The sequence below is a fragment of the Ruegeria sp. BK1 genome (assembly GCF_056535645.1).
This window is the reverse complement of sequence record NZ_JBQFIS010000001.1, coordinates 2,423,509-2,438,292: the sequence shown is the minus strand read 5'-3', so window position 1 is coordinate 2,438,292 and position 14,784 is coordinate 2,423,509. Positions and strand designations below refer to the sequence as shown.

General features: G+C 59.5%; 16 protein-coding genes. 5 read left to right on the top strand and 11 right to left on the bottom strand.

Translation table 11 applies throughout. The features are described from left to right. Nucleotides 1–12 precede the first annotated feature (12 nt). Entirely contained in the window at nucleotides 13–2,160 is a 2,148-nt protein-coding gene (gene pnp / locus ACR3E7_RS12220) for a polyribonucleotide nucleotidyltransferase (protein ID WP_480503432.1), read from the bottom strand. Nucleotides 2,161–2,506: 346 nt separating this feature from the next. Between pnp and ACR3E7_RS12215 the strand changes: the two genes are divergently transcribed. Continuing rightward, entirely contained in the window at nucleotides 2,507–4,219 is a 1,713-nt protein-coding gene (locus tag ACR3E7_RS12215) for an adenylate/guanylate cyclase domain-containing protein (RefSeq protein ID WP_480503431.1), read from the top strand. A 69-nt stretch (nucleotides 4,220–4,288) separates the two neighbouring features. Here ACR3E7_RS12215 and ACR3E7_RS12210 read toward each other — a convergent pair whose 3' ends face one another. Further along, complete coding sequence (locus tag ACR3E7_RS12210; protein WP_480503430.1) at nucleotides 4,289–5,059, bottom strand: nuclear transport factor 2 family protein; 771 nt, start codon at nucleotides 5,057–5,059, stop codon at nucleotides 4,289–4,291. 180 nt (nucleotides 5,060–5,239) lie between these two features. On the opposite strand from ACR3E7_RS12210, the gene ACR3E7_RS12205 reads away from it, so the two are divergent. After that, on the top strand, nucleotides 5,240–5,617 hold the full coding sequence (locus tag ACR3E7_RS12205) for a winged helix-turn-helix transcriptional regulator (protein WP_170772810.1): 378 nt from the start codon (nucleotides 5,240–5,242) through the stop codon (nucleotides 5,615–5,617). Between the two features lie 83 nt (nucleotides 5,618–5,700). Here ACR3E7_RS12205 and rpsO read toward each other — a convergent pair whose 3' ends face one another. The 6 genes from rpsO to rbfA form a co-directional block, all read right to left on the bottom strand. Further along, the gene (rpsO, locus tag ACR3E7_RS12200) at nucleotides 5,701–5,970 is read right to left on the bottom strand and encodes a 30S ribosomal protein S15 (RefSeq protein WP_008757925.1); all 270 of its coding nucleotides are present in this window, start codon (nucleotides 5,968–5,970) and stop codon (nucleotides 5,701–5,703) included. A 146-nt stretch (nucleotides 5,971–6,116) separates the two neighbouring features. Continuing rightward, nucleotides 6,117–7,115, bottom strand: coding sequence for a calcium-binding protein (locus tag ACR3E7_RS12195; RefSeq protein ID WP_480503428.1), 999 nt, complete (start codon nucleotides 7,113–7,115; stop codon nucleotides 6,117–6,119). A 95-nt stretch (nucleotides 7,116–7,210) separates the two neighbouring features. Continuing rightward, on the bottom strand, nucleotides 7,211–7,714 hold the full coding sequence (locus ACR3E7_RS12190; protein WP_170789565.1) for a DUF1643 domain-containing protein: 504 nt from the start codon (nucleotides 7,712–7,714) through the stop codon (nucleotides 7,211–7,213). A 20-nt stretch (nucleotides 7,715–7,734) separates the two neighbouring features. Next, nucleotides 7,735–8,640: a tRNA pseudouridine(55) synthase TruB gene (truB, locus tag ACR3E7_RS12185; protein WP_480503426.1), complete on the bottom strand. Its 906-nt coding sequence runs from the start codon at nucleotides 8,638–8,640 to the stop codon at nucleotides 7,735–7,737. Between the two features lie 54 nt (nucleotides 8,641–8,694). Continuing rightward, nucleotides 8,695–9,438 (bottom strand): phosphodiester glycosidase family protein, encoded by a 744-nt coding sequence (locus ACR3E7_RS12180; protein WP_480503425.1) that lies wholly within the window; start codon nucleotides 9,436–9,438, stop codon nucleotides 8,695–8,697. Then, nucleotides 9,435–9,830 (bottom strand): 30S ribosome-binding factor RbfA, encoded by a 396-nt coding sequence (gene rbfA, locus ACR3E7_RS12175; RefSeq protein WP_170379347.1) that lies wholly within the window; start codon nucleotides 9,828–9,830, stop codon nucleotides 9,435–9,437. The genes ACR3E7_RS12180 and rbfA overlap by 4 nt, the downstream gene beginning before the upstream one ends. 90 nt (nucleotides 9,831–9,920) lie before the next feature. On the opposite strand from rbfA, the gene dapB reads away from it, so the two are divergent. Both dapB and ACR3E7_RS12165 read left to right on the top strand, forming a co-directional pair. Beyond that, a complete protein-coding gene (gene dapB, locus ACR3E7_RS12170) occupies nucleotides 9,921–10,730 on the top strand; it encodes a 4-hydroxy-tetrahydrodipicolinate reductase (protein ID WP_170772800.1) in 810 nt (269 codons plus the stop codon). A gap of 38 nt (nucleotides 10,731–10,768) precedes the next feature. Further along, nucleotides 10,769–11,452: a DUF2306 domain-containing protein gene (locus tag ACR3E7_RS12165; RefSeq protein ID WP_480503424.1), complete on the top strand. Its 684-nt coding sequence runs from the start codon at nucleotides 10,769–10,771 to the stop codon at nucleotides 11,450–11,452. On the opposite strand, the gene ACR3E7_RS12160 is transcribed toward ACR3E7_RS12165, so the two are convergent. Genes ACR3E7_RS12160 through tmpA form a run of 3 tightly spaced genes read right to left on the bottom strand, consistent with a single transcriptional unit; the run spans nucleotide 11,439 to nucleotide 13,827 of the window. Beyond that, complete coding sequence (locus tag ACR3E7_RS12160) at nucleotides 11,439–12,107, bottom strand: ureidoglycolate lyase (protein WP_480503423.1); 669 nt, start codon at nucleotides 12,105–12,107, stop codon at nucleotides 11,439–11,441. The two genes, ACR3E7_RS12165 and ACR3E7_RS12160, sit on opposite strands and share 14 nt — an antisense overlap. Next, nucleotides 12,104–12,694, bottom strand: a complete 591-nt coding sequence (gene tmpB / locus ACR3E7_RS12155) for a (R)-1-hydroxy-2-trimethylaminoethylphosphonate oxygenase (RefSeq protein WP_170772794.1) — start codon at nucleotides 12,692–12,694, stop codon at nucleotides 12,104–12,106. The genes ACR3E7_RS12160 and tmpB overlap by 4 nt, the downstream gene beginning before the upstream one ends. After that, a complete protein-coding gene (tmpA, locus tag ACR3E7_RS12150) occupies nucleotides 12,691–13,827 on the bottom strand; it encodes a 2-trimethylaminoethylphosphonate dioxygenase (RefSeq protein ID WP_480503422.1) in 1,137 nt (378 codons plus the stop codon). The genes tmpB and tmpA overlap by 4 nt, the downstream gene beginning before the upstream one ends. A 99-nt stretch (nucleotides 13,828–13,926) precedes the next feature. On the opposite strand from tmpA, the gene ACR3E7_RS12145 reads away from it, so the two are divergent. Further along, nucleotides 13,927–14,781 (top strand): LysR substrate-binding domain-containing protein, encoded by an 855-nt coding sequence (locus ACR3E7_RS12145; protein WP_480503420.1) that lies wholly within the window; start codon nucleotides 13,927–13,929, stop codon nucleotides 14,779–14,781. The last annotated feature ends 3 nt before the right edge of the window (nucleotides 14,782–14,784 follow it).

The window sequence follows — 14,784 nt, the reverse complement described above, 5'->3', positions numbered from 1 at the left end:
AAGAGGCGCTGATTATTCGGCGTCTTCTTTCTTTTCTTTCTTTTCGGGAACGATCTCTTCGCCGGTTTCCTGATCGACCACTTTCATCGACAGGCGAACCTTGCCGCGATCATCAAAGCCCAGCAGTTTGACCTTCACTTCCTGACCTTCCTTCAGAACATCCGACGGATGGTTCAGGCGACGGTTTTCGATCTGGGAGACGTGCACCAGACCGTCGCGCTTGCCAAAGAAGTTCACGAAGGCACCGAAATCGACGATCTTGACCACTTTACCAGTGTAGATCTGGCCTTCTTCGGGCTCTGCGACGATCGAGTGGATCATCTCGTAAGCCTTCTTGATCGACTCTCCGTCCGGCGAGGCGATCTTGATCACGCCGTCATCGTTGATGTCGACCTTGGCACCCGAAACCTCAACGATTTCGCGGATGACCTTACCGCCCGAACCGATGACTTCGCGGATCTTGTCGGTGGGGATGTTCATGGTCTCGATGCGCGGGGCGTGAACCGAGAATTCGTTGGTCTCGGACAGGGCTTTGCCCATCTCACCCAGAATGTGCATCCGGCCGTCCTTGGCTTGCGCCAGGGCTTTCTCCATGATTTCGGGTGTGATGCCCGCAACCTTGATGTCCATCTGCAACGAGGTGATGCCGTTTTCGGTACCCGCAACCTTGAAGTCCATGTCGCCCAGGTGGTCTTCGTCACCCAGAATGTCCGACAGGATGGCATAGTTGCCGTCATCTTCCAGGATCAAACCCATGGCCACACCGGCAACCGGTGCTTTCAGCGGAACGCCCGCATCCATCATCGACAGCGAGCCGCCGCAGACCGACGCCATCGAGGACGATCCGTTGGATTCGGTGATCTCGGACACGATACGGATCGTGTAGGGGAAGTCGGTCGCCGCAGGCAGAACCGCCTGCAGGGCGCGCCATGCCAGCTTGCCGTGGCCGATCTCACGACGTCCGGGGCCACCCACGCGGCCAACTTCACCAACCGAATAGGGGGGGAAGTTGTAGTGCAGCAGGAAGTTCGATTTGAAGTTGCCGTGCAGCGCGTCGATGAACTGCTCATCATCACCGGTGCCCAGCGTGGTTACGGCCAGTGCCTGAGTCTCACCACGGGTGAACAGGGCGGAACCATGGGTCCGGGGCAGCATCGAAGTTTCAGCAACGATCGAACGGATGTCGGTGGTCGAGCGACCGTCAATCCGCTTGCCGCCTTTGACGACGTCGCCTCGCAGGATGCCGGCTTCCAGCTTTTTCATCGCGGAACCGAGGTTGCCGTCTTCTAGCTGTTCTTCGGTCAACGCTTCTTTGATTGCTTCGCGGGCCGCGGCAACGGCGGTGGTGCGCTCTTGCTTGTCGGTGATCGCGAAGGCGGCGCGCATCTGCTCTTCACCGGCTGCGGCAACAGCGGCATAGAGATCCGAGTAATCGGGCGCTTCGAACTCGAACGGCTCTTTCGCAGCTTCTTCGGCCAAGCTGATGATCAGGTCGATAACCGGCTGAATTTGTTCATGCGCGAAGGTCACGGCGCCCAGCATTTCGGCTTCTGACAGCTCGTAAGCTTCCGATTCCACCATCATCACGGCATCTTTGGTGCCGGCGACAACCAGATCCAGACGCTGTTCAGGGTTCAGGCGCAGGTCCTGCATGTCGTCTACGGTCGGGTTCAGGACGTATTCGCCATCCACGAAACCAACGCGGGCACCGGCGATCGGACCCATGAACGGCGCGCCGGAAATAGTCAGAGCAGCCGACGCAGCAATCATTGCAACGATGTCGGGATCGTTGACCAGATCATGGCTCAGCACGGTGCACATGACCAGAACTTCGTTTTTGAAGCCATCGACGAACAGCGGGCGGATCGGACGGTCGATCAGACGCGCGGTCAGCGTCTCTTTTTCGGTCGGGCGCGCCTCGCGCTTGAAAAAGCCACCCGGAACTTTACCGGCAGCATAGTATTTCTCTTGATAGTGGACGGTCAGCGGGAAAAAATCCTGACCGGGCTTTTGGCTTTTGGCAAAGGTCACGTTGGCCATGACGCTGGTTTCGCCCAGCGTGGCAATCACGGTGCCGTCCGCCTGACGGGCAACCTTGCCGGTTTCCAGTGTCAGCGTCTCTTCGCCCCACTGAATCGATTTCTTTGTTACATCAAACATATGCGTATCCTAGAACGGAGCACTCCCGCCCCTGCGGGTCTCCGGTTTGCATGGCGGCCCCATTGCCGCCGACCCCATTTATCTTCCATTCGAGTGCCAGGGTCAGGGCACAACGTCTCAGATACTCGCGCGCATACATGAGTTTGAAGGGGAAGGGAAGCGAAACCGAAGCACCGACCTTTAGTTGCATGCTTGTCAAACTGGGAGTTGACACCGCGCGCGTGAAATCAGGTTGGAACGAAAGCGAAATGTGCCAAGGCTACGGACAAACTTCGCGGATGTCCTACGCAAATAACCTGACAGACGGTCTCCCGCGCGGTAAGTTGCCTTTGTTGGGGGGCTGTCAATGAAAAGACGACTTACGACGGTGCTGGCGGCAGATGTCGTTGGATACTCGGCGCTGATGGATCAGGACCGGCAGGGCACGTTGGCCGCGCTCAGGTCGTTTCGTGAAGACACGCTTAAGTCCTTGCTTGAGGCGCATAAGGGGCGCCTGATCAAAAGCATGGGGGACGGGTGGATTGCCGAGTTCCCCTCGACATCTGACGCCGCCGATTGCGCGATTGCGGTCCAGTCTGCACCGAAGGCAGACACCATTCGGCTGCGTATCGGTATCCACACGGGCGAGGTGATCTCGGATGGCGACGATATCTTCGGTGATGGGATCAACATCGCCGCGCGGCTTGAGGCATTGGCTGAACCCGACCAGATCCTGATCTCGGACACGTCGCACAACAGCCTGGACCGGGGCGATGCGGCCCAGTTCGACGGGGGCGAGCAGACCGAGTTGAAAAACATCACACGCCGCATCGGTGTCTGGTGCTGGCCCAAGGGGACGTCGGCCAATCTGTCGACCTCGGCCGACACGCGCCCCGGGATCGCCGTGCTGCCCTTTGACAATATGTCCGGCGACCCCGAGCAGGAGTTTTTTGCCGACGGCATGACCGAGGACATCATCACCGAGCTGTCGCGGTTTCGGTGGCTGATGGTAGTGGCGCGCAATTCATCTTTTATTTTCAAAGGAAAAAGCACTGATATCCGCGAGGTCGGGCGTAGCCTGGGCGTTCGCTATGTGCTGGAAGGGTCGGTCCGTCGGGCGGGCCAACGTGTTCGGATTACCGGGCAGTTGATTGACGCGGAAAACGGCAGCCACCTTTGGGCAGATCGGTTTGATGGTGTGTTGGATGATATTTTCGATCTTCAGGACAAGGTCACGCAAGAGGTGGTGACAGCAATCGAGCCGTCACTGCGTCACGCTGAAACCACCCGCTCGCGCGCCAAGCCAACCGAAAGTCTGGAGGCGTATGAGCTGTATTTACAGGCTCTGTCGCATTTCCATTTGCTGACCGATGAAGACAATCGCGAAGCGATCCGGCTTACCACTCTGGCACTGGAGCGCGACGCTGACTACGCAGCCGCAGCCGGATTGTTGGCATGGCTGCACATCCAGCGCCTTGTGCAGGGTCTGGAACCTGTGGGCAAAGGCCCCAAGGCCGCCGTAGCTGCCGCCGAACGCGTGTTGATGAGCGACCGGGCCGACGGAATCGCAATGGCCTATGCGGCGCACTCGATCTCGATGCTGGCGCGGGATTTACCGCGCGCACGGTCTGCTTTCAAACAGGCGCTGGCCGAGAATCCGAATGCCGCGAGTGTTCATATGCTGGCTTCGATCAACCTGTGCATGCTAAATCGACCGGACGAGGCACTGGATCATGCGACGCAATCCGTTGAACTCAGCCCCAAGGACCCAATGCGACACGCCGCGCATATTGCCCGTTGCAGCGCTTTGTTCCAGCTTGCCCGGTACGAAGAAGCCGCCGCAGCCGCGCGTGAGGCTCTGGCCGTTCGGTCCGGTTTTGTCATGAGCCACTTGATGCTGATTGCCGCGTTGGGGCAACTGCCGGATACAGCGGCGGCGAAGTCTGCGGTCAATGACCTTAATGCGCTTCGGCCCGATATCACCGCGTCTACCGAACAAGCCAAACTGCCTGTGTTTTCGATGACAAATGCTTCGGAAAATTGGCGCGCCGGGTGGCGGAATGCTGGTCTTCCTGATTGAAGAAAGCGGAAAACGCCCGCAGATTTGACGGGCGCTTTCTCATGGCGCTTCAGGGGCGGTCAAGCTTACTCAGAACTTGCCGTTCCCATGTGCCATTTCGGACGGGATAGGTGAGACGACGTCCCAGTGCTCTACGATCTTGCCATCTTCCACGCGCCACAGATCGAAGAAGGCCCAGGGTTCGCCGCCCATGACAGCATCGGTCGCGACAAAGACGAAATTGCCCTCGGCCACGGCGAATTGAGGCTCAAACTTGGTAATTATCATTCCCTGTGCAGCAAATGCTTCGATCGCGGCCATCAATCCCAACAGGCCGTCTTCGATTGACGGGTTGTGTTGCATGTAAACTTCGGGGTCCATGTATTTCGAGACATTCTCTGGTGCTGCCCCGCCTAACACGTCGCGTACAAAACCCAGAACCAAGGCTTTGTTTTCTTGGGTCTTGTCGAGATCGGTGATCTCAACCGCACCATCCGTCATGCCGCGCCCTGACGCGGTGGTTTCGGGGATAGGTTGCAAGTTGTCCCAATGTTCAACCACTTTCCCGTCTTCTACGCGAAAGATGTCAAACGCAGCGAGCGAGGACGCGCCGAACGCGTCGGCATTGTCATAGGTGTTGTGCAGTACGACCAGATCACCTTCGGTGATCACGCGATGGGTGGTCGCGGTCATACCAGCCTGACCGACCAACGAGATCAGGCCCATCAGTCCTTCGGCCCCGGTCGGTACCTGCGGATTGTGCTGAACATAGTCGATGCTTACCATCTGACGCGCAGCTTCGGGGTCATGGTCCAGGAAAGCGGCAGAAAAAAGTGCGAGGACAAGATCTTTGGGGGTCATGGTGAATTCCTGATGATTCGTGTTGCGTTGATAGTAGGTATCAAAAACGCACCAAAGGGCAATTACGCACCTTAAAGTCACCGGGTTACTTTTAGGATACTAGCGAAAAAACAGTATGTTGCATTTGTTGTATAAGGTATTGTAGTCGTTTCTGGTATTCATAATGAACTTGAGGGTGTCATGCTTCCCATTGGCGTTAGCAATAAAGCCGAAGCGTCGAACTGTTCGATCCGATCCGTTTTGTCAAACGTCACAGGCAAGTGGCGGATGATCATCATTCTGGCGCTAGAAGATGAGCCGAAGCGGTTCGGAGAGCTCAAGCGATGTATCGGTGACGTTACGCAAAGGGTGCTGACCGAAAATCTGCGGGGGCTACAGCGGGATGGATATTTAACGCGTACTGTCGATCCCGGTCCGCCTGTCGCAGTGTCTTATGCACTGACACCTCAGGGCCGCAGCTTATTGGAACTGCTCAGGCCGCTCGTCTACTGGTCGCACGAACAGATGGATCAGGTTAAGACCGCGCGCATGGAATATGATCGCGCCGCTTCGGACTGACAGCACAATAGCTTCGATAGATCGTCCCGAACAAAAAAACGCCCACCAAATTGGCGGGCGTTTCGAATTGGACGAAAAAGCGCTTAGCGGCGGATGCCCAGCTTTTTGATCAGGTCCTGATAGCGTGCTTCTTCCTTGCCCTTCAGGTAGTCCAGCAGTTTACGGCGCTGGGCGACCATTTTCAGCAGACCGCGGCGACCGTGGTTGTCTTTTTTGTGGGTCTTGAAGTGCTCGGTCAGGGTGGTGATGCGCGAGGTCAGGATGGCAACCTGGACTTCAGGCGAACCGGTGTCGCCGTCCTTGGTTGCGAATTCTTTCATGACGCGTGCTTTTTCAGCGGCAGTAATCGACATCGGGGTCTCCTTGTAAAAAGGTTAAGGTTAATGGCGCAGGCCGGGATGTCGTCCAGCACAGGCCCATGGAGAAAACCGCACCGATTCCGATGCGGATGCGCGCGTATAAGCGGATTTTCGGTGGATAGCAAAGGGATTCTGACCGATCAGCCCAGCGCGTTCAATTGCGCCAGCGCGCCCTCGCCAATCAGTTGGATATCCTCGGCGGTCAATCCTTCGGCTGCCAGCAGTTGCACGGTGGTCTGCCCGTTGATCACGACATTTGTCAGGTTGTCATCTTCGGCATCGGGTTCAACCTGAATGTCGGGGTCTTCCTCGCCGGTCCACGAGATCAGCAGCTTGTCTTGACCGGGCTGGAAATCCATCACTGTGACCGGGTCGTCGCCTTCTTCCGGGGTAACGATGATTTCATCCGTGCCATTGCCGCCAGTCACAATGTCACCCCCGTCGGCCAGAATGGTGTCATCCCCTTCGCCACCGTTGAGGAAATCGACCTCATCCTCGCCTTCGGCGTCTTGTCCGATTAGAACATCGTCGCCGTCGTCCCCGAACAGCGCATCCTCACCCGCGCCGCCGTTCAGCGTGTCGTTGCCATAGCCGCCATGCAGTGCGTCATCCCCGTCACCCCCGCTCAGCCTGTCGTCGTCCTGACCGCCATAAAGATCGTCGTCCCCGACGCCGCCCTCCAAATTATCCACGCCGAAATAACCGTAGAGCGTGTCATCCCCGTCCTCTCCGGTCAGAAGGTCATCGCCATCCTCGCCATGCAGAACGTCATCGTCCAACCCACCCAAGACCGTGTCGTCCCCGTCCCCGCCATGCAGGGTATCATCGCCCGCGCCGCCAATCACGGTGTCATCCCCGGCATAGCCATTGATCTGGTCGTCGCCATCTTGACCGGTCAGAATGTCCTGCTCTTCAGTACCAGCAAGGATCAGATTGCCTTCGTGTTCGAAAATGACAGTTCCGGTTGACGGTGCGTCTGGCACATCGTCAATCTCAAGCAGATTGCCTTCCGAGATCTCTTCGGCGTCATCTTCAATGACTTCGTCTTCTTCGGGCTCGTCCTCGGGTTCAAAAATATCGCTGATCGCATAGGCCGCGCCACCCAGTGCTGCGATGCTGAGAAACCCGATCATGAACATGGAACCCCTCCGCGAACGCATTGCCCCGAGGATGATTTATCCCATGCGTTCAGGTGGTTGGTCAAAGACTGCTTGGGGTTGTGGTTAACCCTTTGTCACCATAGCTCGGGTTGCTGGGTATAGGCGATGTAGAGCGGGTGTTTCGGGTGCCCCGCCTTGGTAAGTCCCAGATGGAACAGAGGATGCCCGGTGCCGCGCAGCAGGGTCTCGACCGCCGGGCCGCGGTTCAGATGTTCTCCATGCGTGCCCCATGCGGCGATGACCTGATCGGCCCATTCGACACCGTCGAGAATGGCCGCGTCATTCGCAGGGCCCACCGGATCGGTGGCGGCGCGCATCTTGCGGGGGTCGGTGTCGCGCCAGGCAAAGATGTTCGTCACTTGAAACGCGCCAAACCCCAGCGCCCGCGCCCGCCGTTCACAGCGTTCGACGGTGGGATCGTTCTGCACCTCGGTCGCGGTCGAAGGGTTGAGCATCACAAACAGCGCCTTGCGCCCGCCCGCATCCCACACGCGGGTCAGGCTATAGCGATACTTCTCGCAATCGGAATAGACGGCGGTCGAGGGCGCGTCGCCCTTGGTATGCGTTCGGGTGATCATACCCTCGCCTAACACGGGTTTCAGACGACGAACACCCGACTGGGGTGCAATTCGCCGGATTTATAGATGCCCACGGCCACAGCTTTGCCGTCAAGTGAGGCCCAAGCCTCGTCGCCATATTCCACGTCGCTGGCCAGCACCATGCCCGGATTGCCATTGCGCAGACGGGTGGCGCCCTCGGGGGTACATTTCAACTCGGGCAGGTCGGCGAGGCCGGTCTCCAGCGGGTGGAGGTAGTCATCCAGAGCCTCGGTCTTTGCCATTTCGTCGATCTGGTCGACGGACAGTCCATCTTCGACCTCGAACGGACCGGACCAGATGCGGCGTAGTTCTTTGACGTGGCCGTGACATCCCAGCGCCGCACCCAGATCGCGGGCGATGGAGCGCACATAGCCACCTTTTCCGCAGGTCATTTCCAGCACCACATGATCGTCATCCAGGCGGTCGACAAGGATCAGCTCTTCGACCCACAGAGGCCGGGCGGAGAGTTCCACATCCTCGCCATCGCGAGCTAGTTTATAGGCGCGTTGGCCATCGATCTTCACGGCGGAAAACTTGGGCGGCACCTGCATGATGTCACCCAGAAACGGGGTCAGCGCCTGTTTGATATCGTCATCCGAGGGGCGCGCATCGCTTTGTGCAATCACCTCGCCCTCGGCATCGTCGGTGTTGGTGGCCTGACCCAGACGCACGGTGAAGGTGTAGGCTTTCAAGGCGTCGGTGATGTAGGGAACGGTCTTGGTCGCCTCACCCAGCGCCACGGCCAGAACGCCGGTCGCCTCGGGGTCCAGCGTACCCGCGTGGCCCGCCTTTTTCGCATCCATCGCCCACCGCACCTTGTTGACCACGGCGGTCGAGGTCATGCCCGCAGGCTTGTCCACCACCAGCCAACCGGAAATGTCGCGGCCCTTGCGTTTGCGTCCCATATTACACCTTGATTCATGCTGAGGCGCGCGGGGTAGCGGATCACATGGGCGCTGTCAATTTACAGGTGCGCTTTCGACCACACCCACGATGGGCCCCAGTGAAAAGCCGATATCTGAGCGGCCCCCGGCCCGGTCATACATGCGTGAAATATTCCCGTCGAAGAACAGTGCGTTGGGGGTTTTCAGCACGTCCCGAAACAGGCTGCCGAATTCGTGGAAGGTGACGTAATCGTCCGAGATCGCAAACACCGCGCGGGTGCCATCAGCACTAGTGCCCACCCCGTTGCGCACGAACAGAGAGGTCGAGTCGGGCAGAAAACGCGGATGCAGCTCTCCGTCGATCACCAGCATGGGGCCGGATTGGGTGGCAAAGCGGCACTCGGGGGCCTGATCCACATAGTCAAGCGTCTCGAACACATCGGCGCGGCCCTCGCGGATGCAGAACACCCCATTGGGTAGAAGGCCGAAATTGCCGGGGCCGGGGTTGGAGATGACGCGCATCTGCTCTTGGCCGTTCTCGACATAGTGGCCCACGGGCGAGCGGTCGTCGTGATACATGCCCGCATTCATCGCAAAGGCCAGGCGTTCACCGCCGGGGGCCAGCGCCTCATTCACCGAGGAAAAATGCCCCAGCAGATCGCCGCTGTCGTCGTTCAGAAATAGACGCAGGTCTTCGTTTGCCGCGTCCACCTCACAAACAGTGTATCGCTTGTCGTCGTGGGTGACTTTTTCACAGCTCACCGCACCGGCCTGCGCGGCCCACAGGAGCGCGCCCAATGTGGCCAGCGTGCGGATCACTCGTCCAGATCGCGGCGCACCGCGTCTTGTTCGAACATGCGGCGGGTATCGTCCAGACGGTCAAACGTGTCATCCAGACGGAACCGCAGATCGGGCGAGAATTTCAGGTTCAGCTTCTTGCCGATCATGCGGCGCAGCTCGCCCTTGTTGCGGGCCAACAGATCGATCACGTCCTCCTGCCCCTTGCCACCCAAGGGCAGGACATAGGCGGTGGCTATCTTGAGATCGGGCGAGGTGCGCACCTCACCCACGGTGATTGACATGCGATTCAGGTCGGGGTCGTGGACATCTCCGCGCGCCAGAACCTCGGACAGGGTGCGGCGGATCAGTTCGCCGACACGCAGCTGTCGTTGGGACGGGCCGGGGCCATCGTGGAATTTGTTCTTTGCCATGACTTCGATCTAAGCCCAAATCCCACCTTTGCCAAGCGGGCGCGAACCGGGTAGGAGGCTTTGAGCCGATTGCAATGAGGGAAGCAAGCCATGACCCATATTCCGGGGATCGTCATCACAGGAGCTTCGGGCCGTATGGGGCAGATGCTGATCAAGACCGTGTCTGAGAGCGATCAGGCGCGTCTGGTCGGCGTTGTTGAACGTGCGGACCATGACTGGATCGGTCAGGATGTGGGCACGGCGATGGGCGGCCCTGCGTTGGGCGTCACTGTCACAGATGACCCACTGGAAGCATTCGCGCAGGCGCAGGCGGTGATAGACTTCACCGCGCCCGAGGCGACGCTGGAATTTGCCGCGCTGGCCGCACAAGCGCGCTGTGTACATGTGATTGGCACCACCGGTATGACGGATGAGCAGATTGCCGCGCTGGAACCTGCCGCGCGCCATGCAGTGATCGTGCGGGCGGGCAATATGAGCCTCGGCGTCAATCTGCTTGTGCAGCTGACCAAGAAAGTTGCCGCCGCGCTGGATGAGGATTTCGATATCGAAGTGATCGAAGGTCATCACCACCACAAGGTCGATGCGCCCTCGGGCACTGCCTTGATGCTGGGTGAGGCCGCAGCCGAAGGGCGCGGAGTCAATCTGGCGGACGTGTCCGATCGCGCCCGCGACGGCATCACGGGCGCGCGCAAACGCGGCGATATCGGCTTCCACGCCATTCGCGGCGGAGACATCGTGGGCGAACACGATGTTTTGTTCGCAGCTCCGGGCGAACGTATCGTGCTGCGCCATTTGGCCACCGACCGCGTCATCTTCGCCCGCGGCGCGCTGAAAGCGGCGCTGTGGGGGCAGGGCAAAGCCCCCGGTCAGTATGATATGGTGGATGTTCTGGGGCTCTGAGCTATAGACGTGCTAACCGACGGCCCTATGGTCAGCTTATGCAGACCGTAAGATCTCGAGTACTTTTGGGCCTGTTGCTGATTGGGTTCTATCTGACTCTGCTGCCTTTCGTTGTACACGGCGTAGGTATGATCGGTATCGGATTGTCCGCAGCCGCTGCGCAGCAAAGCTATTTGTTTGCAGATGGGCAGCCTGTCGGCAATTTGGCGATGGTGCTGCATATTTGCGCCGGAACTGTTTTGGTCGCGCTTGTTCCTTTGCAACTGCTGAAAGGGGTGCGGCGCACGTTCACCGGCTTTCATCGTCAGCTGGGCAGAGTGCTGGTCGCATTGGCGTTGTTCACGGGTTTGGCCGGAATGACCTATATCCCCCTGCGTGGCACGATCGGTGGGTCGGTCATGTCGGCGGCCTTTTTCCTTTATGGGCTTTGCCTGTTCACGGCAGCGCTGATGGTGGCGCGTATGGCGTTGAACAAAGACCGTGCCGGTCATTGGGCTTGGGGCCTGCGCCTGTTCTGGCTGGCGCTGGGATCGTGGCTTTATCGGGTGCACTACACGATCTGGTATCTGTTGACCGGTGGGCTGGGGTCCGAGCCCGATTTCACGGGCCCGTTTGACCTTGTGCAAAACTTTGCGTTCTACGTGCCATATCTGATGGCCGTTCAGCTATGGATCACCCGCAAGCAACGGGCGCATACTGGGGCTTTGCCTACACGTCCTTAATCTTGTCCGCGCGCAACGGGCAAGACAGGTAGACGCCGAACTCTTTCCCGATATCGGCGCTGACGCGCGCATGAACTGCGCCCTGACGGTCAAGAAACCGCTGGCTGTCTTCGACCGGGAAAATTCCCTCGTGCCAGATGCCGGGATGAATATAGAGCCCGCGTGAGCCGTCACACCAGAAGGCCACGACCTTCTCGGGCGTCAGGTTGTCGCCGGGCAGGGCAGCAGGAACGATGAAGGGCTTGTTGTCCAGGGGCCAGAACATCTGACCGCCATCCGGGTGATAGTTCATGTGCCACAGCAGGACCTGATCACGAGGCGCGGTTTGGCGTGCCTTTTGCGCCTGCTGCGGATCGGCGGACCAGCCCAGAACATAGTGGCCTTTGACCGCCTCGTTCTCGCCATAGAGCACGTCGCCTTGCCAGTCGCATTTGAACGTGCCTTCAACCCAGCCGCCTTCGTCACCGGTGCCCTCGTCGATGGGCCGCCAGCCTTGCTGCGGCCAGCGGGTGATCTCGATCTCGAACCCTTGAGGGTCATCGACCAGACAACCGTAGCCTTTGACGGATGCATCGGTGGCTCGGATCAGGGGCACCTCGTGCCAGGGCAAGGACGGCTTGGCGCTGGCTTCAAAGATGTACTCAGGCGCGGTCATGCGGCCTCCATATGCTTATCGACCATGCGCTGCACCATCGGGGCGAAATGGGCGAAATCAGGGGTTTCCATGCCCGCGCGTTTGCCGGCCTCGTCCAGATAGCGGACCTGAATGATCTCTTTCAGGTTCGGGTTGGCCTCGAACGCGGCCACCTCTTCGGGGTTCATCGGGCCGCCCTGCAACTCCAATGTGTGGACCGAGGCGGTGGACAGCCGGTTGAAATACTCGGGCTTGGTGGCGCAGAGATAGCGCTTGGCCGCCACGTGATACCGGCAGCAATCGGTGATGACGGACGGGAAGAACTGCTCCAGCACTTCGGCACCTGCATCCTCGTGGTGGCGGTCTTCGGTGTCGTCGGGGTGATAGGTGCCGAACTCGGACGTAAAGTGGCCGATATCGTGCAGCAGGGCGCCGACGATGATTTCCTCGGGCATGCCGTTCTGTTCAGCAATCGTGGCCCCTTGCAGCATATGTTCGGCCATGGTGACGGGTTCGCCCAGATATTCCTCACCGCCGCGGCGGTCGAAGATGTCGCCGATGAAGGCCACGATATTGTCGCGGTTCAGGGTCGAGAAATCGGGTTTCATTCCGCCGCCTCCGGCTGAGGGGCATCCATTGCCGCCAGCGTGGACAGCAGCCCGTCCTTGTCGGCGTAGCAGCCTTGCAGCCACCGCGACCCGGCCCCGGAATAGCCCAGCCGCGCATGCAGCACGCGGGTGTTGTCGACGATAAAGCTTTCACCCGGTTCCAGCTTGAACGACACGCCCATGGCCGGGTCGTCGATGATGGCTCCCAACTGACGGTAGGCGGCATAGTAGGCCTCCATCTGGTCAAAGGGGATGTCAACAAACGGCGCAGACGACCGATTGTTGAACCGGATGCCAATCAACTCGCCATCGGGCGACAGTTCGATCATCGGGCGGCGGGACCGCAGGCAAACCCCGTCTTCGCCCTTGTATTCAAACCGCGCCGGGTATCCGGTCAGCAGGGCAAAGCCCTCGGGGTTTTGATCACGCAGTTTTTCGGCTGCGCGGAAGCCATCGACCACGATTGACTCGCCACCTTCGGCGCTGTTTTCAAGGCAGTAGAGAATTTGCAGCGTTGGCACCGGGTCGCGATAAGGGTTGTCGGTATGCGCCTGCAAACCGAGCCCGGTAAAGGCAAGGTTGGTGGGGTTCACCTCAGTCCGAACCTCGAAATAAGGGCCATAATTGGTCTCGCGCACATAGCCGAACAGGTCGGCCACTTGCAGTAGCGATTCCGGCTCGGACGGGCCGTTTGTCAGCTTGGCGAAGCCATATTCGGCGACGGCGGCCAGCCAGTTGCGCTTGGCAGTGGGATTGGAATGAACCTGCGTCCAATCTCCGGCGGGGGCTTCGATGCTCTGCGCCCACGTGGTGATGCCGGGGGCGAGGCGTCCAAACTCGGCACTTTGGGTGCGGTCATAGCTGTGTGCGGCAAGCCAGTCGGCGGGAAAGGTGACCGTCTTGTCTTCGGGCTGAAAGGTGACGCGAAGATCGCCCTCTTCCATCTCAGCGGCGCTTATCGTGGTATCGACGGGAATGTCACCGATGGTAATCAGGCGCTGACCATTGCCCGGCGCGCGGGTGTCGGGGTCCAACGCGTTGTCGCGCAGCCAGATGGAGTGAAATCGGGATTGGGTGCCATCGGCAAATTCGACAGTCACGATCTGGGCCGTGTGAGTGGCAGTGCGCAGCATGGGGCTTCTCCTGTTCAGCGCGAGCTATGCTTGAGGTGATACGCGCCTCGTGGCATTACCACAATTAAACCTTATTGCGACTGAGGGCTGGAAAATCTTATGGCTAAGAAGAAGATCGGATTGCCGCCTCTGGACTGGCTACGGGTGTTCGAGGCCGCCGGTCGGCTGGGCGGGTTTTCCGCTGCTGCGCGCGAGTTCGGCTTGACACAAGCGGCCGTCAGTCAGCGGATTGGAAACCTGGAATCGTGGCTGGGCCGGACCCTGTTTGTGCGCGAAGCACGTGGCGTGTCGTTGACGGTCGAAGGCGAAAGCTATTTGCCGCTGGTGCAGGACAGCTTACAGGCGCTGGAACGAAATACCGAGGATCTGTTTGGCAAATCTCCGCGTGAGTTGCGCGTTGCGGGGCTGTCGTCGAACATCCATGCGCTTGTGGTTCCGGCGATATCCCGGTTCCAGCGGATGCGCCCGAAAGTGCGGGTAATGACGGATTCGGTCGCGCGACGGTCATCGCTGGATGAAGAGCGGACTTGGCTGCAAATCCGCTATGGGCGCGGCACGTGGTCGGGGCGCGAGGCTGAACGGATCGCGCCCGAGGTTCTGGTGCCCTTGGCCGCCCCGGGCGTGGAGTGGGGAGCGCCCCTGATCGAGCTGCGTGGGGAGCGGCCCGCCTGGCGCGACTGGGCGCGCAAGACGGGTCATGACGATCTGCCGCCTTCGGTGATCAGTTTCGATTCGATGGAACACGCCCTGTCGGCGGCGCGGCAAGGGATAGGTGTGGCGCTGGGGTCTGAACCTCTGGCGCAGGCCGATTTACAGGCCGGGCGCTTACGGCGTCTGGATCTTCCCGAGTTGAAAACAAAAGACGGCTATTGGCTGACATGGCCCGAGGATCGGGCGAAATCCAAAAAACAGCGCGCGTTGATTGCCGATTTCCTGACCGCGCTGCGGGGCTGAGTG